We start from the raw sequence: 22,836 nt of genomic DNA, 5'->3' as shown, positions 1-22,836 counted from the left end.
TGACCCCAATTAGTTATTTCCATTTTGAATAATTAAGTTCGATTCGCTTTAAAAGAAATGAAATGATTCCAGTTATTAATAAGTAAATTATGCCTACCATAACTAAGGGGGTCAAAGTCACATCACGTGCACTAGCTACATTGCCAGCACGTAAAAGTTCACCAAGACCAATTACGTAGACTAAAGAAGTATCTTTAATTAAGTTGATAATTTCATTGCCAATTGAGGGAATAACTATTTTACTGACTTGTGGAATAATAATATAACGCAAAGTTTGCCAATAATTAAGTTGCAAAACGTGAGCACTTTCATATTGTCCTTTGGGAATAGACTGAAAACCGCCACGGAATATTTCAGCAAAATAAGCAGCATAATTCATAACTAAAGCAACTAAAGCAGCGTCATAGCGCTGAAAAATTATACCAATAATGGGTAAGCCATAAAAAATAAAGATTAATTGCAATAATAGTGGGGTTCCACGCATAATCCAAATATAAAATTTAAAAATTAATTTTAGGGGTTTAATGGCTGATAGTAAGCCTAGACTGGTAATTATTCCTAGTGGAATTGCCATAATGATTGTCCCCAAAAATAGCAGTAAAGTTATTTTTACTCCTGCGAGTAAAGCAGGAATAATTGAGATAATGTAAGCCATCGCTATCTTTTCTCCTTTTAAGTCAAATTGCACAGTAATCTATCTAGGATAAGTAATTACAAGCATAACATAAATAAAATATTAAATTAGTTTTTTTGATATCACCTTAAAAAAGTTGACTATGATTATTTATTAATAAGCTACTTTAAAAGAAGAAATGCTAAATAAGAAATAGTTAGGACGAAGGGTAATAATTTAGGCATCATTTATAATATTTTGTATTTAAAGACGATGAATTTGGACATAATAATACCCCGAAATTATTTTGATTTCGGGGTATTGCTAAATTAAATCTAATCTATAAGTTCAATATTAGTTGATTTATGCCATGTCTCAGGTAGTTTGCCAATCTCTTTTAATTTAGCGACTATCTGGTCAAGCACAATTTGGCGATCTTGATTATTGGTCATAAAATCTAATTGATCACCGTTAATTGTCATTTTAGGTGAATAGGCATATTTTTCATACCATGGCTTGTAATATTGCAGTAATTGCTTATAGTAATCTTCTAAAGTGGCATCATAACTAAGTTGTTCATAAGGACGACCACGTTTTTGAATTCGTTTGAGCATCGTGTTATATGATACATCAATATGAACAAGCAAATCAGGTTGACGCTTAGGCATATGCTCAAGTTCAGTCATCATGTTGTTTAGAAGTTCATAATATGTGTCAACCTCTTCTTTGGTTGCTCGTCCAATATCAGCATTCATTTGAAAAAAGAGGGCATCTTCATAGATTGATCGATCAAGGACATTGTTGTCATCCGTTAATGCATCTTTAATGCTACGAAAACGAGTATTTAAGAAAAATACTTGTAATAAGAAAGCATATTTTTTGGGATCCGCATAAAAAAGAGGCAATACAGGATTATCGTCAACACTTTCGTAAAATGGTTTGGTTCCTAAATAATTGGCTAAAATACTAGTTAAACTGGATTTACCGGCTCCAATTGGCCCGCTTAAAACAATAACTGTCATCACGTTCCTTCTTTACTATAAATTGCCTACTTCGTGCAATTTATTATCAATTTGCTGTAAAACTTCTTTTTTGGCATGCTCATCAACAATAAAGTCATATTGATCACCATCAATAGCCATTTTAGGCGAAGCATCATAACTCTCATACCATGGCTCATAATAATTAATTAGACGGGCATAGTAGTCTTTTAAACTGGGATCGGTACTTAATTGCTCAAATGATCTACCACGTTTTTCAATGCGTTTTAGCATCGTGTCAAGAGAAACGTGAATATAAATTAATAAGTCCGGTTTCTTACTTGGGTTACCAGGTGTATCTTCCAACATATTCTCAAGTAAACTATCGTAAATCTTAAACTCAGTCGGGTCAGCCACATTATTTTCGGCATTCATTTGGAAAAAAAGGGCATCTTCGTAGATGGAACGATCAGATACACTATTTTTTTCTTGAATTGCCTGATTAATCTGGGCTAAACGATGATTGAGTAGATAAATATTAAGTAAAAAAGTGTAGCGTTTCATGTCTTGATAATATAGAGGTAAAACAGGATTGTTATCGATTCCTTCATAAAACGCTTGTGTACCCAAATGCTCAGCTAAAATACTAGTTAAACTGGATTTACCGGCTCCAATTGGCCCACTTAAAACAATAACTTGAATCACGTTCTTTCTTAAATACAATATATAGATTCATATCTAGTTTAATACGAGATATAGTGGTTAGACAAGCAAAAAATTAATTAAAATAATAATTTAAATGTCAAGTGTTTTTGTATAATACAGCTTAAAAAAATATCAAAATACATATAGCTTTTATTTTGTTACACGTGAAACCTTAACTTGCGAAGCAATAAATTTTTAGACAAAAAAGTGATAAAACACGATTCAACCGAATTTAGTGATTTATCACTTTTTGTTAAGTAAAGTAGAATTAGTTAATTATAGTTAGTTAACTCTAGCTTTGGCTTCTTTTTTATCTTCTACTTTGTCCTGCACTTTATCAACTTGACCACCAATTTTTTCTTTAGCATCTTGGGCCGTACCGGTAATCTTGTCTTGTAAGCTAACCGAATCTTTCTCATGTTGTTCTTTAGTCTTTATATCAACTACCGTTACATTAACTTCAACAGTATCTAAGTCAGTCATTTCTTTAACTTTATCATGGATTTTTTGTTTAATTTGGTCATATAATTTAGAAATTTGAATACCATATTCAGCAACAATTTCAATGTCTACAGCTACTTGTTTTTTACCAACTTCAACATTGACCCCTGAAGTAACATCATCGTTATTGACAATTTTATCAGCTAAGTTTGAAAAGAAGCCACCGTTGACAGTTAAGAGCCCTTTTACGTCTGATAAAGCAATACCGATAATTTTTTGAATTACCTTAGTATCATAATTTAAATCGCCTTTTATTTCTTGTTTTGAATTAGTTTGTACCATAAATATCAGTTCCTTTCGGTATTATTCGATTATTATCTGTTTTTTAAGTTTTTTAGTAAGGGCCAATAATGACCAACTAAAGCGCCGCAGACTAACATAACGATGACGAAAATAGTTTTGTAAAATCCCAGTCCGATAAAACAAAATGCTAGTAATAAACCGATTACTGCACCGCTTATTTCTGGGAGGTACTTTTCTAAATTTTCTTTCATTGCTTGCCTCCTTTATTGAACGCGCTGTTCTGGTTTATTAGAAGTGTGATAGTTTACAAATTTAATTTTAATTTTAGGCTTTTGATCAATCCCTAATAATAGCTTGAGATTTTTGTCTAATTCTTCTAAATAATTGTCAAGCAAGGGAGTCATATTTTCAGCTGCTCCAAGGTCGCCACTAATCTTAATTTTGATTTTACGATTAGTTAGTCGTGAAGCCACTTTTGGATTCTTTAAATAAGGTAAATCATTTAAAGAATTGGCCACATAGCTATTAATAGCCTTGCTAGTTATTTTAACTTGACCATCTTTTTTATGAATCAAATTAAAGTATCGTTGTACAGGCCAAAACAAAATTATTATTAAACTAACAACTAGTACCAATAAAATAATGGCACTGATACCAATCAGGTACCAAGTAAAAATTGGGTTGAGCTTCCCTAAAGTAGGTAAGCTGATTTTTAAGTACTTTTGCCAAAAACCACTATTATCCCAGAGAATAAATATTGGTAGCGGTATCATTAGCAAGAAGCATATGATTATAAACCATTTCTTAATTCGTTTCAACTTATCACCATCCTCTCTTAATTTAACCTAAGTATAATACATAATATTTTACTAGTATAGAAATATGCACTAATATGTATACAATTTCTGGTTAATATATTAAATAACGTTATAATTAAATAATAAAAATCAATAATGTTAACGGATTCAACTGGTATTGAACAAAATAAAAATTATTAAAATAAAAAGGGCAAAGCTAAACTAACTGGTGTGGGAGCTATTTCACTGCTGACTAACTGAATTTAAACAATTTACTGTTTAAGACTAGATGTATCTGTTTAATTACTAAAATAATAAAACCCTTCAGACAGTTTAGTCTAAAGGGTTTTAATTTCTTTTTTGATTTGCTTAATCTAAGTCCTAATTGCGATATTTTTCATCTAATTGGCTAGCAGCACTTTGGTCAATAATTAATGTTACATTGGGATGATTTTGCAAAATAGATGCAGGAACTTCTTCAGTTACTGGTCCTTCAATCATTTTTTGGACGGCATCAGCTTTATTTTCGCCAAACGCCATAATTACTATTTCTTTTGCACTCATGATATTGGCAATACCCATACAAATTGCTGACTTAGGAACGTCATCAATATTGCTAAAGAAACGCGAATTTGCCTGAATAGTATTTTCGGTTAATTTAACTTCGTGTGTGATTGAATCAAATGCGGTTCCAGGTTCATTAAAAGCAATATGACCATTTTGGCCTAAACCTAAAAGTTGAATATCAATTGGATTGTCTTCGATAATTTTATTGTAGTCAGCTGAAGCTTTTTGTGGATTGTTAATAGCTAAAATACCATCAGGTATATATGATTTTTTAAATGGCTTTTGCTGGAAAAGATGTTTTTGCATGAAATAGTGGTAACTTTGGTCACTTTTTTCGTCTAAGCCAACATATTCATCAAGATTAATACTAATTAAGTTAATATTATCAAGTTGGCTATCAACCCATTCTTGGTAAAGATTTTCCGGAGTGGAACCAGTTGCTAAGCCAATAACTTTTGCTCCATTGCTAATGCTGTTTTTAAAAATTGCAAACGCTTGCTCACTAGCACTTGCTTTGTCGTCCTTAATAATTATTTTCATAAATAAGCCTCCCAAAAATATTAAGTTAATTATAAATTGGTATATGCCAATTTGTCAACTAGAGATAAAATAGGCAGTGTAAATAATTTAAAAAAGCCTTAATCAATATTTCTTGCAAATAGAATATTGATTAAGACTTTAAATATTTTATTCACTCCTTAAAGCAATGGCGGCATCTTTTTTGGCAGCCATGCGGGCAGGCAAGTGTCCGCCGAGCATCGTCAAAATGGTCGAAATACCAATTAAAACAAGAGCATGAATTGGATTAAGTTGAGCTACATTGGTCAAATCAGTGATGGAATAAAGTACACTGTTAATTGGGAAAATTAGCAGCCGGGCAATTACAATTCCCAAAATACCAGAAAAAATTCCTAAAATAAAAGTTTCAGCATCAAAGACACGAGTAATATCTTTTTTTCGTGCGCCAAGAGCTTTTAAAATCCCAATTTCTTTAGTTCTTTCTAAGACTGAGGTATAAGTTAATATTCCAATCATAATCATTGAAGTTATAAGTGAGATTGCGGCAAAAGCAATTAAAACAGCAGTAATTCCATTTAATAATCCGCCAGTCATAGTAGTTACTGCACTAGACATATCGGTATAAATGATTTTATCTTGTTTAGCTTTACCTTTATTCCAGTTATCTAAATAATTTAAGACCTTGTTTTTTGCATCAAAGTTATTAGGATAAATCATGATTCCAGCAGGAATTGTAGAACCACCGATTGCTTGCAATACCTGCTTTTTAGTGGTCTGATTCATATTCTGTCCTGTTAGCACATTCTGATTAGAGTTTTTTTGTGCTTTAACAATTGCTGAACTTTGGTTTTCTTTAATAACTTGCTGTGCTAGTTGGTCACTATAGGCAATACCATGCGCTAATAGTTCTAGCGAATCTTTATTTTTAGGTCGAATGACACCAGCAATTCGCAGTTTAAGCTTACTATTAGTATACATAGCTGAGTTTACCTTTTTGGGAATAAACATTCCTGTAGGTAATTTTTGGTAGTAATCATCATTAGTAGCAATTCTAAACTCTCTGCCAACTAGTTGGCTAAGGTCAACTTTAGCTCCATTTTTGATGTTAAGGCCGAGATTTTTTAGTACATTATCTATAATAGTATTCTGACTATCAACTACTAAAACTAAGTCAGTTGCTGATTTGGGCCAAGTACCAGATAGTAAGTGATAGTTCTCTTTTAAAATATTGCCCTGACTTTTATCAAGTTCGGTAGGGAAAACGGCTGATCCCATAAAAGACATGCTGGCTGCTTGTGTTTGCATTTGCGAATATGCTGCAGTCATAGTTGAACCAGCTTCTAATGGTGAAAACTGCACACGCTTAACTTTGCCGTCGATTTTTCCTAAAAGGTTGAGGTTAACACCAACTTGATAAGAGATGTTATTAGCATATTTAGGATTAATCTTTTTAATGTAGTTAATATAATCTAGCGTAATTTTGTTTTTGTGGGAACTTTGTTGTGCCTTATCTTTTCTAGCGGTAATATAACCTCGATTTTTAGCAACACTCTTAGAATTTTTTTCTTGCGCAAAACTATCAAAATTAGCAGCATTTTGGGTAATTGTTACAGGATATTTGGCTAATGCTTTACTCATAGTTGTATCAATCTGTTTTTGAAAACCATTAGACAAAGCTAATACTATTGCAATAGAAATAATACCAATACTTGAAGCAAAAGCAGTTAGAGCAGTTCGCCCTTTTTTAGTCATAATATTAGTAAAGCTAAGTTTAATAGCATTCCAATATGACATTTTAGTTCGTTTTAAGTTAAAAGTATCAGCTTCATTTACCGGCTTAAAGGCATTTGAATCATTCAAAATTTTGCCATCTTGAAAATTAACGATTCTAGTTGCATACTTCCTTGCAAGTTCTGGGTTATGAGTGACCATGATCACTAAGCGATCTTGAGATAATTGCTTGATTAATTGCATAATTTGCTCAGACGTTTCAGTGTCGAGAGCTCCAGTTGGTTCATCACACAGTAGAATGTCTGGGTCATTAGCCAATGCTCTTGCAATCGCTACACGTTGCATTTGTCCACCAGATAATTGATTAGGGCTCTTTGATACTTGATCTTTTAATCCAACTTTGGCTAAAGCATCAAGTGCTTTTTGATGACGCTGTGAGGCAGGAACACCAGACAGGTTCATACCTAATTCAACATTAGCAATAATTGATAAATGAGCCACCAAATTATAATTTTGAAAAATAAAGCCGACTGAATTGTTACGATATGCGTCCCAATCAGTTTCAGCAAAATTTTTAGTAGATTTTCCATTTATAATTAAGTCGCCACTGTCGTAGCGATCAAGGCCACCAATTACATTTAACATTGTAGTTTTTCCAGAACCACTTGGTCCTAAAATAGCGACAAATTCTTGATTACGAAAAGAAATAGAGACATCATCAAGGGCATGAGTGACTGTATCCCCTACATGATAAGATTTACGCAAGTGCTTTAATTGAAGCATAGTTAACTCCTTTATACCTTTATTAATTAATAGGCGTAAGTTTAACATATATAAGATATTAAAGCTATAATAATGAAGTATTTATTATTATAAAAAGTTTAGCTGACTTCAGTATTATACATTTACTTTTCAGCACATATTATTAAGTAAGTTAATAAAGGTAAAGATTAGGAAGAGGAATGTAATTAAGGTAATAATAATTAGATGGCGTTTTTTATTAATTAGTAAAATACCAGCAAATTCACGCATAATTGCATTAGGAAGAAAATAAAGTCTAGTGTAACAACCAACTCCGTTTGCATTTAATCCAGTCGCTTTAGCAGCTAGGCCAGCGCGAAAAATATGATAATTATTACTGAAAAATTTAGCACGATAATGATTATTACCAAAATCGGTCGTTGCAACCGCCTGCGAAAATTGCATATTTTGATAAGTATTTTTTGATTTTGTTTCAAGTAAAATATATTTTGGATCAACACCATGAAGAATAGCATAAGACCTCATTGCCTCTGCTTCAGTAATTTCTTCATCATTGCCTTTTCCACCAGACATAATAAATTTTGGCGGCTGCTGGCCCTTGGCTACTTGCTTTTGCGCAAACTGGATTGCCCGATTAATTCGGGTAGCTAATAGCGGGGGCACTGTTTTGCCATTTTTCAAGCCAGAACCTAGAACAATGAGATAATCTTGATTATACTGACGTGGCACTATTTGATACAGTAAAAGATTAACTAAGAAATTATAAGCTATCAGTAGCAAATAAAGGACAATTGCTGTTGGAGCACATAAAAACATTTTAAGCCATGTAGGTATCAGTCTAAAAGCACCAGATAAAAATATTACCCAGGAAATAAAAATTACAATTCCCAGAAAAAAGGTTAATAAATTTGCTAAGGTATGGCTTTCACGCCGCCAAACAAGATAAGCATTCCATAAGAAAAAGAGCCAAGAAAAGGCAGCGGTTGCTATAAACAATAAAATGGAGATTAAGATTATAATTTCATAGAAGATTATCAAATGTTTTAACTTTGTTGCAACTATAATAGTGGATAACCAAATAATAAATAAAATAAGAAAAAGACTAAAAAGTAAGCCATTAATTAAATTACGTGGTTCTTTTAACCAAGAAAACAAAAATAATCCCAATGAAATTAGTACAATTATCGAGAGATACATGAATGTACGATTTTCACTAAATATTTCAAAAAATTGGAGCATGACCCTCACCTTAACTATAATAAACTTGCTGAATGATGTATAAAAAACAATCATGAAAAACATGGTGGTTTATTAACATAAGTCGAAAAAGGACATTATAAATAAAATTGTGTGTTTATGGTATACTGTAGCTTAATTATATATAATAATCTACTAGATTCTTATAACTAGTAAGGAGTAAACAAGTGAAAAAAGCAACAATTTTTAAAAATATCATCATTTTATTTGTAAGTTTCCTATTATATTCAATAGTACAATTATTATATTTTTATCCAACTAAAGTACAAAATATTCTAAAAATAAGTCCTGCTGGCTTTGTTGTCCTAGTAATAATAGTAACAGTTTTGGCGATATTATTGCTATTTTATCTTTACCATAAGCAATTAGCAGAAGAAAATGATTGGGATTTTAATTATCGTCCGCATTGGAGTATCCGGCGACTAGCAATTGCAATCATAGGTTTTGTTTTGCTGACATTGGCCAGTTTTCTAATTCCTAATCTATTAGGAATCAATGTGAATACTACTTCAGATAATCAAATGGAGCTTAATAGAATTTCACGTCTAGCAGGAAATTTTTTTGTTCCGATGGTAGTTATTATCGCTCCAATATTTGAAGAAACCATATTTAGAGGAATGTTTTTTAATACCTTTTTTGTCAAAGAGACACTATTAAATAAATGGTTAGGAATCATTATAAGCGGCTTTGCTTTCGGCTATGTGCATAATCCGGCTTTTAGTCCATTTTTGCTTGTCTATTGGTCATTGGGGTGTGTACTAGGTTGGGTTTATATAACCACAAAAGATATGCGTTATTCAATGCTGTCGCACATGCTTTATAATGCATTGGGCTTTCTTGTTTAACGCTTAAAGTTTAAATTATTAAATATTAACCAGATAAAAAAACGAATCATTTGATTCGTTTTTTGTCTAGTTAAAGTATTTTACTTTTCAGTAATTAGTCCCGTTTGTTTTGGATTTTTAGGTGTAGTTTTTGCTAACAGGGCCAAGCTAATCGAAATCATATCTACTACTTCTTGCAAAATTGCTCCCAAAAAAGCGGGGATAATGCCAGTAAAGGCAATAAGCTCAATAATAATAACAATGGTTATCGCGGCTAAAACATCAATATTAGCAACTTTCATAGTATGTTTTGCAATGGCCACGGCATCATTAATCTTAGATAAATCATTAACCATGATAATGGCATCTGCGCTTTCACTAGCGGCTGAGGCACCCTTTGCGCCCATCGCAATACCAACATCAGCTGCCGTTAAACTGGGAGCATCGTTAATCCCATCGCCAGTCATGACCACCGGACGTTTATCTTGAGTTACTTTTTTAATTGCTTCAATTTTTTGAACCGGTAGCAAATCATAACGGATATCTTCAATCCCGACTTCTTTACCAATTCTAGCTGCTACATCCTGATGATCACCAGTTAGCATCATCATCTGGGCTCCAGTTTGCCGTTTTAATCGTTCAATTGTAGTGGCACTTTCTGCTCTAACTTGATCTTTAAAAGTGATGTAACCAGCATATTGGTTGTCAATTGAAATATAAATGGCAGTTGCATTAACAGCTTGAATTTTTTGCTCGGAACTAACGAAATTTAATTTACCTACTTTAACTAAGTGTTGCTCGACAATTCCGCTAATTCCCTGACTGGTTGTTTCTTTAATATTAGTGGCGGGCTTTAAAAGTTGCTTGTTTGTAACACTCACTAGCGAATTAGCAATAATATGGGTTGATTGTTGTTCGATGCTTGTTGCATAACTTAAGATAGTTTCTTTACTAAAGTTTGAATTATTAGTGGCAGGAACTATTTCATCAATTACCAATTGGTTTTCAGTTAAAGTACCGGTTTTATCAAAAGCAAAAGTTTTGGCTTCAGCTAACTTTTCAATGGTTGGTCCAGACTTAACAATAATGTGGTGTTTAGACATTGAACTCATACCTGAAATCAAGGCTACCGGTGCGGCAATTAATAAAGGACAAGGCGATGCTACGACCATGACTTCGGCAAAATTAACCGGATTACCTGAATGAATCCAAGCAGCAATTCCAATTACTAAGGAAATAATTGTAAACGGAACCGCATAGCGGTCAGCCATTTTAACAAATTTGGCTGGCTGAGATTGGGATGTTTTGACTAGGGAAACAATAGTCTGGTATTCTGAATCACTTGCTTTTTTAGTTACAACCATTTCAACGGCAGTGTTACCATTAATAGATCCAGACATTAGTTCATCACCAATTTTTTTATTAATTGGTACTGATTCGCCAGTAAGTGATGACTGATCAAAACTGGATTCACCTGTAACTACTTTTCCATCAACCGGTACTTGTTCGCCAGGCTTAATTAAAACATGATCATTAATTTTAAGCTGGTTAACATCAACTGAAAGTAGTTTTTGGTTGACAATCTTATTAGCTGTTGTGGGCGAATTGTTTAAAAGTGAGCGCAGCTCTTTGTCGGCTTGACCGGTGGCATAATCTTCTAAAGTTTCGCCACCAGTCATCATAATTAAAATCATCCACTCGGCCCAATAGTCACCGATTAAAATCGTGGATACAACTGCAATAACGGCTAAAATATCTACACCATAGCGTCCAGATTTAAAGTCGGCAACAATTTCACTAAGTAAGGAAATGGTCATCATTATTCCTACAAGGTCAATTAAAATAGCTTGAATTGTAAATTGTAAATTACCAATTTGAAATAAGCTATTGGTGTGTAACCCAAATTGACAAATAAGACTAATGAGACCAATAAGTAGTACTAGTATAAATTTCCACTGCTTTTTAAAACTCATTATTTGCTCTGCCTCCGTATAAAAAAATAATATGTATTTTATTTTAACATTAACTTACTTTTTTTTATTACACGAATGATTAGGTTATAGAAAATAATGAATTTAATAAAAAGAAAGCGTTATAGCTTTCTTGAATCAATAATCATATAATTTGATAATTTTATTTGAACTGGCTCTTTTGATTGAGGTAGGCGACTTTTTTACACTTTGCTTTTGCGGAGTAGGATTAGTTTCAACTTGAAAAATTTTGGCGCGATTAAGTGAATCAATCAAGTCAGCAAAAGACATCGTAATAAAATTATCATTGTCACCATGATCGTCAGTTTCAGAAAAATAGTGGTTTATTTTATTAATCCCTTCAAGTGAAAAATGTTCTTCATGGGCTAAATCAAGCAACAGGGCATGAAGTCTAGTAGCTGAAACTAATTCGTGTTGTAAAATTTCGAAAATCCACCCAAAATTATGGTCGATAATTTTAAATTCTTTGGCAATTTTGTCTTTATAAAAGACATCAGTAATTATTACTTTTTCAGAGAAATTATCGGGCGCTTGGTTAATTTTTTTTAATTGGGTGACTAGCTGCTTTTTTTCTGATAAAGATAATTCTTGTTCACGAGGATATGCTAAATTGTCAATAATAGCATCAATTAAAGTGTTTAATTGCTCAGAAATTATTTTATTTGCCATATTAGTATCCTTCTTTTTAATACAAAGCAATCTATAATTTTTCAATTAATATAAACAAGACAATTTTTAATACTAAAGCATGAAGCTTATTCTAAGTTAAGTATAACTCAAAAAAGTGTGGGTAATAAAAAAATTTTTATAATACCATTTGCTATATAAGTAGATAAATGATTGCACTGTATATTGAGTATTATCCGTAAAGATAAAAAGCAAGGATCATTTCTTTATGATTTTATATTTTTTTTCTAGATTATGTGTAATGTAATTGAAAGCTTTAATCCATTCCCGCCGAGTTAAGAGACCTTGAAAAATATTATGATTATCGACAACTGGGAGAAATGGATTGTCAATTAATAAATGAAGTTGGGATTCTAAAGTTGATCCTAAAAGATTTATTTTATCGAATTTGGTTTCCATTACATCACGAACTTTAAGGCTATTTAAGGGCTCACTAGTTATTTTATGAGTTCCCATCATTGTAGCAGTAATCATGGCTAAACTAATTAGACCAACTACGTGATTTTTCTGATCCAGTACGGGAATCTTAGCATATTTTACTCTCGTTAAAATTAAAAAAGCATGGTAGAGAGGATTATTAGCTTGAACAAAAGCGACTTTTGCTGCCGGAATAATAAAAGTGTCGGCTTTTTCTGCTAATAGCTGTTTGATTGTGGGCGAAAACACTTAGGCCACCCCCTTTCACTAAAATTAAACAAAATAAAGAAAAAGACCCGCAAAACATGCGGGTCAGTTAGTTTTCATCTACTTTGAAGGAGTAAGAATGAATGAAATAAAAAGTGGGAGTATGTAGCAAGTTTTACTAACTTACTACTTTGTAAATAATATTCCTTAATTGTAAAGTAAAGGTAGAAAATGTCTTATAAATTAGTAAAGATTTCCTTTAGAAGTCATAAAGGAAATAGAAAAACCCACGCAATACACGTGAGTTGAAAGGGATAGATATGAAAATGACCTGTAAAGTCATTCCGTTTTTCATTACATTATACTTGGAGGAGTATGAATGAAAAACATAAAAGTTGAGTGTAACATGGTAATGTTTCTCAGCATCACCATATCAGCATTCAGTATAACTATAAAATGTGAAAAAAGTATGACGAATTCATAAATAAAGCAATTTTTCATTTGATGTAAAATTGTTTATTGAAGAACACATTGTTATAATTGTCTTTGTTCTATATCTAATGTATTAAGGAGAAAAATGGAAAAACAAAAATATCGCAATCGAATTACTTTTTGGTTACGTGTTTCAGGCTGGCTATGTTTATTACCGGCCTCAGGTTGGTTATGGCTTTATAGGACAGCAAGTTGGTCGAGTTACTCTGTTTTCTTTTTAATTGAGTTGATTGTGACCGTTGCATTTGCCGTTTTTATTCTGACAACTGCTACGAGTAAAGGGTGGTTGAAACGAAAAAATTTAGTAAGTCTATTGACATTTGCTATTTTGTTTTTATCATTGATTGTCTTTATCCCACTAATTTTTTCTTATAACGCTTGTAGTAAATTTAATAAAGAACAATGAATCCTGCTAAACTAATGTTTAGATTTAGTAAAAAAATGATAAAATTTTAAGTTGGTCATTGACAGTAGTAATACAGTGGTAATACAGTGTAAACATATAATAATATTTTGGGGATTTATTAAGATTTAGAGAGATAAAGATTTATGCTAAAAAAAGGAAATGTTTCACGTAGTAAACAAATAGGTAAGTTTGTTCTCACGACACTTATTTATTGTGTTATTTTAATGACACTAATTTATCTATATCAATATAGTGGTCTGACGTCGGTTCACTTTATTTATAACGAATTTTAAGGTGGTATCATTATGATTAATGATGTAATTAAAAAAATTGATGAAATTGCTACAATTGAACCCAACCGAATTGCTTATGATTATTTAAGTAAAACTAATACTTATGGTGATTTAAAAGAGCGTTCAGATGCGTGGGCACATAAAATAATTTCATTAAATCTTCCGGCTGATAGTCCAATTATGGTATGGGGCGGACAAGATTTTGAAATGATTGCTAGTTTTTTGGGCTGTGTCAAAGCTGGGCATGCGTATATTCCAATTGCTAGTTATTCTAATGCGGAACGAATAGCGATGATTCAAGAAGTTGCTAAAGCAAAAGTTATTTTGGCGATTGATGCACTTCCGGAAATTGATTTAACAACTTTGCAAGTTATTAAACCTAGTGAAGTAATAAACGGTACCTTTGAGATTGATTCGCAAAATTTTGTGGCAGGTGATGCCAATTTCTACATTATCTTTACTTCTGGAACCAGTGGCTTACCTAAGGGGGTTCAGATTAGTCATAACAATCTACTAAGTTTTATCAATTGGGAAATGACCGATTTTGCTCTACCTGATTATCCCAGTTTCTTATCGCAAGCGCCTTATTCATTTGATCTCTCGGTGATGAGTCTTTATCCAGCCTTAGTTAGCGGTGGTAAATTGGTGGTCTTGCCACATGATGTAACAGAGAATTTTGCCCAGTTATTTTTAACCTTACCTAAATTGCAATTTAATGTTTGGGTGTCAACTCCATCATTTGCGCAAATGTGTTTTCTTGATAAAACATTTGATGAGGAACATCATCCTGAAATGACGCATTTTCTATTTTGTGGCGAAGAATTACCTCATGGTGAAGCTTTGATGCTTAAGCAAAAGTTCCCCCATGCTAAAATTTTTAATACTTATGGTCCAACTGAGACTACTGTTGCAGTAACACAAGTAGAGATTACTGACGAAATATTGAATAAGTATGACCGTTTACCAATCGGACGTGCTAAAGCTGATACCAAAATTACCATTGATGAAACAAAGGGTGACCACAATCAAGGTGAAATTATCATTGAAGGACCAAGTACTTCTAAGGGATATATGAATAACCCGGAAAAGACTGCTAAGGCATTTTTCAAAAAGCCAGGTGCAAAGTACATGAGTCATAGATCTGGTGATGAGGGTTTCCTAGATAATGGAATGCTATTTTATCGTGGGCGAATTGACTTTCAAATTAAATTTAATGGCTATCGGATTGAATTAGAAGAAATCAATCATTATATAGGTAAGAATGAGTTTGTTGATCATGGAGTAGCAGCTCCTAAGTATGGTAAGGACCACACGGTTAAGCAACTTGTAGCTGAAATCAAACTAAAAGATGGTATTAAAGACCGTTATTCAGAGGCTGAAATTACTAAAGCAATACGTGCTGATTTAGCTAAAAATTTGATGCCATACATGATTCCACAACGATTTGTTTACCGTGAAACTTTGCCAATTTCCCAGAATGGAAAAGTTGATATTAAAGCTGTAATTAAGGAGGTTAATGAGTAGTGAATTTTAACTTCATAAACTTACAGCCCTACACTAATCCGCAATACTTTGTGTATTTATTGATTGGCCTAGTACCAATCATTATTGGCTTATATCATGGTCATCGCTTAAAAATCTATGAAGTGGCATTTTCATTAGTTTTTTTATTTCTTATTTTTGATGGAGATAAGTGGCAGCAAGGGGTTAATTTAATTATTTACCTATTGTTTCAATTATTAGTGAGCTATTGGTACCTGCATTATCGCCAAAATGGTAAGAATAAGACATGGGTTTTCTACTTAGCGGTTGTTTTAGCTATTTTACCGCTAGTTTTAGTTAAATTTCAGATTGCTTTTCCTAAAGCACCAATTCCTGGTGTCTTAGCTTTCTTAGGTATTTCATATATTACCTTTAAGACGGTACAGGTTATTATGGAAGTGCGTGATGGTGCGATTAAAGAACTTGATTTGAGCACCTATCTACGATTTTTGCTTTTCTTTCCCACTTTTTCATCTGGCCCAATTGATCGTTACCGCAGATTTGCTAAGGAATGCAATGTTGCTCCTAAACGTGACCAATATCTGGCTGATTTAGAGATAGCAACAAGAAATCTTTTTCAAGGCTTCCTTTATAAATTTGTTTTAGGCTGGTTTTTTGGAACCTATTGGTTGCCTAAGATTTCTAAAGCTGCTTTAATTGCAGGTGCAGCTAATGGTGGTCTGAAACTTTCTTGGTGGCTAGTAGCCTATATGTACTGCTATAGTATGTATCTATTTTTTGATTTTGCAGGGTACTCCCTGTTTGCAGTTTCCATTTCTAATTTCATGGGAATTCATACACCAGTAAACTTTAATAAGCCTTTTATTTCGCAAAATATTAAAGAATTCTGGAATCGGTGGCATATGACGCTGTCATTTTGGTTCCGTGACTACATTTACATGCGTTTTACGTTTTTTGCCATGAAGAAAAAGCTGTTTAAGAATCCGATTAGATTGTCACAAGCTGCATACTTGTTATTATTCTTGACAATGGGCTTTTGGCATGGCTTAACCTGGTATTATATTGTTTATGGTTTATTCCATGCAATGGCTATTATTATTAATGATTGCTGGCTTAGATATAAAAAGAAACACAAGGAGCAAATTCCGTCTAATAAGTTTACGAAATGGTTGGCAATTTTTATAACGTTTAATATTGTTTGTTTTAGTTTTTTGATTTTTTCAGGCTTCCTTAGTGAATTATGGTTTGGTTGGAAGTAAGAAAGTAATCTAATTTAAGAGGTTTTATTATGAATATTGAAAAAGAAGTTTTAGACATTTTGCAAGATTTAACTGGTGAAGATTTATCAGAAAGAATGGATGAAGATATTTTTGCAAATGGTTTAATGGATTCAATGGCTAGTGTTCAAATGCTCTTGAATTTGCAAGAGAAGTTTGCAATTGATGTACCAGTTTCTGAATTTGACAGGGATGAATGGAACACGCCAAGTAAGATTGTTTCAAAGGTGGAAAATTCAAAAGATGAGTAATAAACGCCGACTGTGGCAAATTTTTGGCCCGGTTCTTTGCGCTTTTATCCTGCTGCTAGTTATTTTTTTAATACCTTGGGAGCGAACATTTTCTAAGGATGCTATCTATCAAGCAGCTAATTCGCAGACAACTACTATTTTTAAAGGATCACGAATGAAGCAGAATGCCTTTGATGATGGCTATGTACCTTTTTATGGTTCTAGTGAATTATCACGGCTTGATCCACTTCATCCGAGCGTTTTGGCTGAAAAATATCACCGCAATTATCGTCCATTTTTATTGGGGGGACCTGGAAGCCAATCATTAGCTCAATTTTTAGGGATGCAAGGTACTGCTAAACAGTTAAAGAATAAAAAGGCTGTAGTGATTATTTCACCCCAATGGTTCACCAAGATTGGTCAAGATCCAGATGCTTTTTCGTTGTATTATTCACCATTACAAGCTTGTAATTTTTTATTAGGAATTAAGAAAAGTAACGTTTCTAATCGTTATGCAGCCAAACGCTTCTTGCAAATGCCAGAAACAAAGGGTGTTATTAAATCTGGTATGAAAACAATTGCAAATGGTCAGAGTTTAACGAGTACGCAACGTTTTCTCCTTGAAAATCAGCGGCGTATGCTGAACAATGAGGACAAGTTTTTCAGTACATTTCAGCTACGAGATCGTATCCAAAAGATTAATGGTCATGCCAAACTATTGCCTAATACATACTCAGTTAAGGCGCTTGACCAAATAGCTAAGCAACAGGCTGCCATTAATACTAATTCTAATAGCTTTGGCATTAATAACAAATTTTACAAAATGCGTTTAAATAAACGAGCCTTAGCTAAATTAAAGGATAGTCAGCATGATTTTAATTATACAAAATCAGTTGAGTATAGTGACTTTGAATTGATGTTGCACCAATTTGCTAAACAACATACAAATGTTTTGTTCATTATTCCACCGATAAATCAAAAGTGGGCTGATTATACTGGACTATCTGAGTCAATGTATCAAAAATCAGTCAATAAAATTAAGTACCAATTAAACAGCCAAGGCTTCGATAAGATAGAAGATTTATCCAAACGTGGTTCGGAAAAATATTTTATGGAAGATACCATTCATATTGGTTGGCGTGGATGGGTTGCTGTCGATCAAGCGGTTAAGCCATTTATGAATCAGAAAAATGAACCGTATAATTATAATATGCGTAATTATTTCTATACTAAAAAATGGCAAAACAAGCCAGGAATGATTAAGACAACGGACAAATATTCTGCAGTTGAAAGTCGAAAAGCAGCTTTAAAAGAAAAATAGTGCGCCAGCAAATTGATGCCTTAAAAATTAAGGGATCAGTTCTTGTCATTAAAGACAATAAGATTCTACTTGATTATGCTACAAATAATGCAACTGACACTAGTTATTTAATTAATTCTGTTCAAAAGTCGATGACTGCAGCATTAGTAATGCGGCTTGTTCAAACTGGTAAATTAAGTTTGCAAGATCCACTTAGTAAGTTTTATCCAGCAATCCCTGGCTCAAAGAAAATTAAATTAGCAAATCTAATTTCAATGACCGCAGGCTTGAGTTTACGGCCTGGTAGTAAATTAGGAAGTAAAGCTTTTAAATCTGATCAAGCAAATCTTGAACATAATATTGCTAAGACAATTTTTGTACCGAAAATGTTAGGGAAATGGTATTACAGTTCACTTAATTATATATATTTGTGCGGTATTTTATCCCAAGTAACGGGAAAAAGTTATGAAAAGTTATTTCGTGATACTTATATTAAACCATTGAAGTTGAAGCATACTGAATTTTTATGGGCTAAGTCGGCTCAGCTGTTAAATACCGGATTTATTCCTGGTAAAGTTTATAAAAAAGGTAGATATATTTTAGTCAAAGCTAAAGTTGCCTTAAGTGATGCACACAATGAGCTGGGAGCTGGCTCGATAGTAATGTCTAATCATGATTTAGCTAAAGTAATTCATTATCTGCTTGCGGGTAAATTTTTGTTGAGTAAAAGTCGCAAGTTACTTTATCAAGCCAGCCCACCGAGTTTTTACAATGGTGGTTTCTATAATAATAGTAAATTTAAAATAGCTAATGGAGCCGGAGAAGGCTATTATACCTTTTTACGTAGTACTAAGGATGCTAAAACAATGCTAATTATCCAGTCAGATAGAACGCGAATGGGGCAATTTGCATCTTTAAAGCCGCAGGTTGATAAAATTATGAAGTCTTTAATTGATTAATGGTTATTTGGTCATGAATATTGCATATCTTGTTTTTTAGGTAATTGCATGCTAGAATTTTGTTGTGCCGTTAGCGAAAAGAATAATTTAATCATTTTCTACGGTAGCGAAAATGGTACTTCTTTTTATGTGGTCAGTGCTGACGGTATAAACACTGTGTGAGCTTAGTTCCGATGTTGGTGGAACTAAGCTTTTTGTATATTCTTTGCTAATAATCATCTGTTTAAGTTAAAATTAACTTATTAGAAGAGTTGTGTGGAGGAAAATATGAATAGAGCAGAATTAAAGGCAGAGGCTAAAAAAGAGCTTCGCGGCAATTGGGGCTGGGCTGCCTGCATGGGCCTAATTATAGTAATCTTAAACGGCTTGATTTTTGGCTATAATATAAAAGATGATATTGGTAATTTTCAAGGAAATAATGTTGTTGAAGTAGTAAAGCCGTATGTTACGAATGGCACCTTTTTTTTAGGTACAGGGTTGGGCTTTCTCAGTGGCTTTTTTATGTTAAGTATGGTTATTACCTTCTTACATTTATCTAGAGGGCATAAGCACAATCTATTTAAGGCTGTTTTTTCGGTCTTTACTGACAATCGTTTTATTCCAGAATTTTTAAATTATTTATGCAGTTATATTTTTCAAAATTTGTGGACACTTTTACTTGTTGTTCCAGGTATTATTAAAAGTTATTCTTATGCCTTAACTCCGTATATTGTGAGCGACCTGGTTGAAAGTGGCAAAGAAGTTCATGCTACGACGGGAATTACTGAAAGTCGCCGGTTGATGGTGGGACACAAATGGCAATTGTTTGTTTTAGACTTAAGCTTTTTGGGCTGGTATTTAATAGGTCTACTTACTTTGGGCATAGGATTTATTTGGATAGTTCCATATGTTCAAACAACCAAGGCTAATTTTTATCGTCAATTGGCCGGCGACCAATTTAATTAATATTTCATTAAAGCATATAAAAGGATAACTACTTTTATATGCTTTTTATTTATAGTTGGAAAATTACTAAAAAACTAAAAAGAGATTGGGTAAGAAGATATTATGTCTTTATAGTTATTCAATCATTATTAGCACTTGCTTACGTAACCTGTTAGTAAGTGCTTTTTATTTATCTAAATGGATAAAAAAGACTATCAAAAATACCGTTTTATCACATATGTGTTTTTGCAATAATTATCACGTAAATTAATGAAAGCGCTTTTTGATAATTTTACAATTGTTGCATAAAGGAGAAATAAAGATGGAAAATCCAGCAATAAATGTTAATTCAGAAATTGGCAAATTAAAAACAGTATTGTTGAAACGTCCAGGTGCCGAAGTTGAAAATATTACTCCTGACACAATGGAGAATCTGTTGTTTGATGACATCCCATACTTGAAAATTGCCCAAGAAGAACATGATTATTTTGCTGAAACCTTAAGAAAGAATGGGGTTGAGACCCTATATATTGATGACTTAGCGGTTGAAGCATTAGGCCAAAGTTCAGAAATTCGTCAAGAGTTTATTAAGCAATACCTTAGTGAACATGGTTATGAAGCGGGCGTAACACATGATGTCTTGCAAGAATATCTTAATAGTTTTGACTTGCATGATATGGTAACTAAGCTTTATAGCGGTATTCGTCGTAATGAAATTGATTTGGATTTAAAAAATGAAACCCTACACGATTTGGCAGGTAGTGATGCTAATGACCCATTTCTACTCGATCCCCTACCTAATGCATATTTTACAAGGGATCCACAAGCCTCTATAGGTTCAGGAATTACTATTAATCATATGACTTTTAAAGCTCGTCAGCCTGAATCATTATTTACTGAATTTGTGATGAAATACCATCCCCGTTTTGCAGGTCATGTTAATGTTTGGCGCGATCGTAACCATAGTACCCGAATTGAGGGTGGGGATGAATTGGTATTAAACGATCATGTTTTAGCAATTGGTGTTTCGCAAAGAACATCATCTAAATCAATTGAAGGTTTGGCACAAGAATTATTTACTAATAATGATAGTCACTTTGATACAGTAGTAGCGATTGAAATCCCACATAATCACGCTATGATGCACCTTGATACGGTATTTACGATGGTCAATAAAGACCAGTTTACTGTTTTTCCAGGAATTATGGATGAAGCCGGGAAAATGAATATTTTTGTTATGACCCCAGATGAAAACGGCAAAATCAAGATGGAACATCACACTGATTTAGGGGAAACATTAAAACAAGTCCTTCATCTATCAGAACTAGATTTGATTATGACTGGTAATGCTGATGATATTGTTGCCCCACGTGAACAATGGAATGATGGATCCAATACTTTAACTATCGCCCCAGGTGAAGTAGTTACTTATAACCGTAATTATGTAAGTAATGAAATGTTACGTGAACACGATATTCTGGTGCATGAAGTTATTTCAAGTGAACTTTCAAGAGGTCGTGGTGGTCCGCGTTGTATGTCTCAGCCTCTGTGGCGTGAAGATTTATAAAAAATAAAAAATCAAATAAATAAAAGGAAGAAATAAAATGGCTATTAATTCAGTATTTCAAGGACGTTCACTATTAGCAGAAAAGGATTTCACTCCAGCAGAAATTCAATATTTAATTGACTTAGGGCTACACTTAAAGACCTTACAGCAAAAAAATATTCCGCATCATTATTTAGAAGGAAAAAATATTGCTTTATTATTTGAAAAAACATCAACTAGAACGCGTTCAGCGTTTACTACTGCAGCAATTGAATTAGGTGCACATCCTGAGTATTTAGGAGCTAATGATATTCAATTAGGAAAAAAGGAATCCGTTGAGGATACTGCAATTGTTTTAGGCAAAATGTTTGATGGTATTGAATTTAGAGGTTTCAAACAAACAGACGTCGAAGAATTAGCAAAATATTCCGGTGTTCCAGTTTGGAATGGTTTGACTGATCAATGGCATCCAACCCAAATGATTGCCGATTTTATGACAATTAAAGAAAACTTTGGTCATTTGCGAGGCTTGACACTGGCCTTTGTTGGTGATGGTCGCAATAATATGGCTAATTCTTTATTAGTAACTGGTGCAATGCTCGGTGTCAATATTCATATTGTGGCACCAGAAGAATTACACCCAACTCAAGAAGTTGTTGATTTAGCAAATAAATTTGCTGCGGAATCAGGTGCTAACTTATTGGTAACGGCTGATATTGATGAAGGTGTTAAAGGGGCTAATGTTATTTACACTGATGTTTGGGTTTCAATGGGTGAGTCTGATTGGGAAAATCGGGTGAAATTACTTAAACCATATCAAGTTAATATGGAAATGATGAACAAAACAGGCATGGATGATGATAATTTGATTTTTATGCATTGCTTGCCAGCTTTTCATGACACTAACACAGAATATGGTCAAGATGTTAAAGAGCAGTATGGTATTACCGAAATGGAAGTTACTGATGAAGTCTTTCGTAGCAAGTACGCTCGCCAATGGGATGAAGCCGAAAACCGAAAACATTCAATTAAAGCGATTATGGCAGCAACTTTAGGCAATATGTTTATTCCAGCTGTACCAGAGCTTGAAAAGGCAGGCCACTAG

Annotated in this window: 23 protein-coding genes; 11 read left to right on the top strand and 12 right to left on the bottom strand. The window is 33.2% G+C overall.

The genetic code is table 11. The features are described 5' to 3' along the window. Positions 1–13: 13 nt before the first annotated feature. From F5ESL0225_RS07795 to F5ESL0225_RS07755, 9 genes are all read right to left on the bottom strand, one after another. Positions 14–655 carry an amino acid ABC transporter permease gene (locus F5ESL0225_RS07795; protein WP_122022376.1) on the bottom strand — a complete coding sequence of 214 codons (642 nt, stop codon included), beginning with the start codon at positions 653–655 and terminating at the stop codon, positions 14–16. Positions 656–948: 293 nt separating this feature from the next. Then, the gene (locus F5ESL0225_RS07790) at positions 949–1,635 is read right to left on the bottom strand and encodes a deoxynucleoside kinase (RefSeq protein WP_122048207.1); all 687 of its coding nucleotides are present in this window, start codon (positions 1,633–1,635) and stop codon (positions 949–951) included. A 15-nt stretch (positions 1,636–1,650) separates the two neighbouring features. Beyond that, on the bottom strand, positions 1,651–2,298 hold the full coding sequence (locus F5ESL0225_RS07785) for a deoxynucleoside kinase (protein ID WP_122025061.1): 648 nt from the start codon (positions 2,296–2,298) through the stop codon (positions 1,651–1,653). Positions 2,299–2,580: 282 nt separating this feature from the next. Next, entirely contained in the window at positions 2,581–3,081 is a 501-nt protein-coding gene (locus tag F5ESL0225_RS07780; RefSeq protein WP_090093335.1) for an Asp23/Gls24 family envelope stress response protein, read from the bottom strand. 32 nt (positions 3,082–3,113) lie between these two features. After that, positions 3,114–3,293 carry a DUF2273 domain-containing protein gene (locus tag F5ESL0225_RS07775; protein WP_090093337.1) on the bottom strand — a complete coding sequence of 60 codons (180 nt, stop codon included), beginning with the start codon at positions 3,291–3,293 and terminating at the stop codon, positions 3,114–3,116. A 12-nt stretch (positions 3,294–3,305) separates the two neighbouring features. After that, positions 3,306–3,860 carry an alkaline shock response membrane anchor protein AmaP gene (gene amaP, locus F5ESL0225_RS07770; RefSeq protein ID WP_147441730.1) on the bottom strand — a complete coding sequence of 185 codons (555 nt, stop codon included), beginning with the start codon at positions 3,858–3,860 and terminating at the stop codon, positions 3,306–3,308. A 360-nt stretch (positions 3,861–4,220) separates the two neighbouring features. Continuing rightward, positions 4,221–4,946 (bottom strand): glucosamine-6-phosphate deaminase, encoded by a 726-nt coding sequence (locus F5ESL0225_RS07765; RefSeq protein ID WP_122048205.1) that lies wholly within the window; start codon positions 4,944–4,946, stop codon positions 4,221–4,223. Between the two features lie 147 nt (positions 4,947–5,093). Beyond that, on the bottom strand, positions 5,094–7,439 hold the full coding sequence (locus F5ESL0225_RS07760; RefSeq protein ID WP_122025058.1) for an ATP-binding cassette domain-containing protein: 2,346 nt from the start codon (positions 7,437–7,439) through the stop codon (positions 5,094–5,096). 129 nt (positions 7,440–7,568) lie between these two features. Further along, positions 7,569–8,657: a YdcF family protein gene (locus tag F5ESL0225_RS07755; protein ID WP_122025057.1), complete on the bottom strand. Its 1,089-nt coding sequence runs from the start codon at positions 8,655–8,657 to the stop codon at positions 7,569–7,571. Between the two features lie 185 nt (positions 8,658–8,842). Here F5ESL0225_RS07755 and F5ESL0225_RS07750 point away from each other — a divergent pair, with 185 nt between their 5' ends. Then, the gene (locus tag F5ESL0225_RS07750; RefSeq protein ID WP_122022368.1) at positions 8,843–9,520 is read left to right on the top strand and encodes a CPBP family intramembrane glutamic endopeptidase; all 678 of its coding nucleotides are present in this window, start codon (positions 8,843–8,845) and stop codon (positions 9,518–9,520) included. Positions 9,521–9,600: 80 nt separating this feature from the next. Here F5ESL0225_RS07750 and F5ESL0225_RS07745 read toward each other — a convergent pair whose 3' ends face one another. The 3 genes from F5ESL0225_RS07745 to cbpB all read right to left on the bottom strand — a co-directional run bounded on the left by F5ESL0225_RS07745 (position 9,601) and on the right by cbpB (position 12,843). Continuing rightward, positions 9,601–11,472: a heavy metal translocating P-type ATPase gene (locus F5ESL0225_RS07745; RefSeq protein WP_122025056.1), complete on the bottom strand. Its 1,872-nt coding sequence runs from the start codon at positions 11,470–11,472 to the stop codon at positions 9,601–9,603. Between the two features lie 135 nt (positions 11,473–11,607). Continuing rightward, positions 11,608–12,159 carry a hypothetical protein gene (locus F5ESL0225_RS07740; protein ID WP_122025055.1) on the bottom strand — a complete coding sequence of 184 codons (552 nt, stop codon included), beginning with the start codon at positions 12,157–12,159 and terminating at the stop codon, positions 11,608–11,610. Positions 12,160–12,375: 216 nt separating this feature from the next. Next, the gene (gene cbpB / locus F5ESL0225_RS07735) at positions 12,376–12,843 is read right to left on the bottom strand and encodes a cyclic-di-AMP-binding protein CbpB (RefSeq protein WP_122022365.1); all 468 of its coding nucleotides are present in this window, start codon (positions 12,841–12,843) and stop codon (positions 12,376–12,378) included. 535 nt (positions 12,844–13,378) lie between these two features. Between cbpB and F5ESL0225_RS07730 the strand changes: the two genes are divergently transcribed. From F5ESL0225_RS07730 to argF, 10 genes are all read left to right on the top strand, one after another. Further along, on the top strand, positions 13,379–13,699 hold the full coding sequence (locus F5ESL0225_RS07730) for a hypothetical protein (RefSeq protein ID WP_122022364.1): 321 nt from the start codon (positions 13,379–13,381) through the stop codon (positions 13,697–13,699). A gap of 143 nt (positions 13,700–13,842) precedes the next feature. Further along, positions 13,843–13,992: a teichoic acid D-Ala incorporation-associated protein DltX gene (locus tag F5ESL0225_RS07725; RefSeq protein WP_122022363.1), complete on the top strand. Its 150-nt coding sequence runs from the start codon at positions 13,843–13,845 to the stop codon at positions 13,990–13,992. A gap of 12 nt (positions 13,993–14,004) precedes the next feature. Then, the gene (gene dltA / locus F5ESL0225_RS07720; protein ID WP_122022362.1) at positions 14,005–15,516 is read left to right on the top strand and encodes a D-alanine--poly(phosphoribitol) ligase subunit DltA; all 1,512 of its coding nucleotides are present in this window, start codon (positions 14,005–14,007) and stop codon (positions 15,514–15,516) included. Then, a complete protein-coding gene (gene dltB, locus F5ESL0225_RS07715) occupies positions 15,516–16,754 on the top strand; it encodes a D-alanyl-lipoteichoic acid biosynthesis protein DltB (protein ID WP_122022361.1) in 1,239 nt (412 codons plus the stop codon). The genes dltA and dltB overlap by 1 nt, the downstream gene beginning before the upstream one ends. Positions 16,755–16,783: 29 nt before the next feature. Then, positions 16,784–17,023 (top strand): D-alanine--poly(phosphoribitol) ligase subunit DltC, encoded by a 240-nt coding sequence (dltC, locus tag F5ESL0225_RS07710; RefSeq protein ID WP_122022360.1) that lies wholly within the window; start codon positions 16,784–16,786, stop codon positions 17,021–17,023. Next, entirely contained in the window at positions 17,016–18,323 is a 1,308-nt protein-coding gene (dltD, locus tag F5ESL0225_RS07705) for a D-alanyl-lipoteichoic acid biosynthesis protein DltD (protein ID WP_122022359.1), read from the top strand. Before dltC ends, dltD begins: the two co-directional genes overlap by 8 nt. Further along, entirely contained in the window at positions 18,323–19,261 is a 939-nt protein-coding gene (locus F5ESL0225_RS07700) for a serine hydrolase (protein ID WP_122025054.1), read from the top strand. The genes dltD and F5ESL0225_RS07700 overlap by 1 nt, the downstream gene beginning before the upstream one ends. A gap of 267 nt (positions 19,262–19,528) precedes the next feature. Beyond that, complete coding sequence (locus tag F5ESL0225_RS07695) at positions 19,529–20,206, top strand: DUF975 family protein (protein WP_122025053.1); 678 nt, start codon at positions 19,529–19,531, stop codon at positions 20,204–20,206. Positions 20,207–20,507: 301 nt separating this feature from the next. After that, entirely contained in the window at positions 20,508–21,752 is a 1,245-nt protein-coding gene (gene arcA, locus F5ESL0225_RS07690) for an arginine deiminase (RefSeq protein WP_118907204.1), read from the top strand. 37 nt (positions 21,753–21,789) lie between these two features. Next, positions 21,790–22,836 (top strand): ornithine carbamoyltransferase, encoded by a 1,047-nt coding sequence (gene argF, locus F5ESL0225_RS07685; protein WP_090093366.1) that lies wholly within the window; start codon positions 21,790–21,792, stop codon positions 22,834–22,836.

The organism is Lactobacillus sp. ESL0225, from assembly GCF_003692905.1.
In the GTDB taxonomy this organism is placed as follows: Bacteria; Bacillota; Bacilli; order Lactobacillales; family Lactobacillaceae; genus Lactobacillus; species Lactobacillus bombicola.
This window is presented reverse-complemented; position numbering and strand designations above follow the sequence as displayed.

Coding starts and splice junctions, on each gene's coding strand:
- F5ESL0225_RS07730 (WP_122022364.1), top strand. CDS start 13,379: ATGGAAAAACAAAAATATCGCAATCGAATTACTTTTTGGTTACGTGTT.
- argF (WP_090093366.1), top strand. CDS start 21,790: ATGGCTATTAATTCAGTATTTCAAGGACGTTCACTATTAGCAGAAAAG.
- dltD (WP_122022359.1), top strand. CDS start 17,016: ATGAGTAATAAACGCCGACTGTGGCAAATTTTTGGCCCGGTTCTTTGC.
- F5ESL0225_RS07740 (WP_122025055.1), bottom strand. CDS start 12,159: ATGGCAAATAAAATAATTTCTGAGCAATTAAACACTTTAATTGATGCT.
- dltC (WP_122022360.1), top strand. CDS start 16,784: ATGAATATTGAAAAAGAAGTTTTAGACATTTTGCAAGATTTAACTGGT.
- F5ESL0225_RS07695 (WP_122025053.1), top strand. CDS start 19,529: ATGAATAGAGCAGAATTAAAGGCAGAGGCTAAAAAAGAGCTTCGCGGC.
- F5ESL0225_RS07725 (WP_122022363.1), top strand. CDS start 13,843: ATGCTAAAAAAAGGAAATGTTTCACGTAGTAAACAAATAGGTAAGTTT.
- F5ESL0225_RS07745 (WP_122025056.1), bottom strand. CDS start 11,472: ATGAGTTTTAAAAAGCAGTGGAAATTTATACTAGTACTACTTATTGGT.
- F5ESL0225_RS07760 (WP_122025058.1), bottom strand. CDS start 7,439: ATGCTTCAATTAAAGCACTTGCGTAAATCTTATCATGTAGGGGATACA.
- F5ESL0225_RS07780 (WP_090093335.1), bottom strand. CDS start 3,081: ATGGTACAAACTAATTCAAAACAAGAAATAAAAGGCGATTTAAATTAT.
- F5ESL0225_RS07790 (WP_122048207.1), bottom strand. CDS start 1,635: ATGACAGTTATTGTTTTAAGCGGGCCAATTGGAGCCGGTAAATCCAGT.
- arcA (WP_118907204.1), top strand. CDS start 20,508: ATGGAAAATCCAGCAATAAATGTTAATTCAGAAATTGGCAAATTAAAA.
- F5ESL0225_RS07765 (WP_122048205.1), bottom strand. CDS start 4,946: ATGAAAATAATTATTAAGGACGACAAAGCAAGTGCTAGTGAGCAAGCG.
- F5ESL0225_RS07775 (WP_090093337.1), bottom strand. CDS start 3,293: ATGAAAGAAAATTTAGAAAAGTACCTCCCAGAAATAAGCGGTGCAGTA.
- dltA (WP_122022362.1), top strand. CDS start 14,005: ATGATTAATGATGTAATTAAAAAAATTGATGAAATTGCTACAATTGAA.
- F5ESL0225_RS07755 (WP_122025057.1), bottom strand. CDS start 8,657: ATGCTCCAATTTTTTGAAATATTTAGTGAAAATCGTACATTCATGTAT.
- F5ESL0225_RS07795 (WP_122022376.1), bottom strand. CDS start 655: ATGGCTTACATTATCTCAATTATTCCTGCTTTACTCGCAGGAGTAAAA.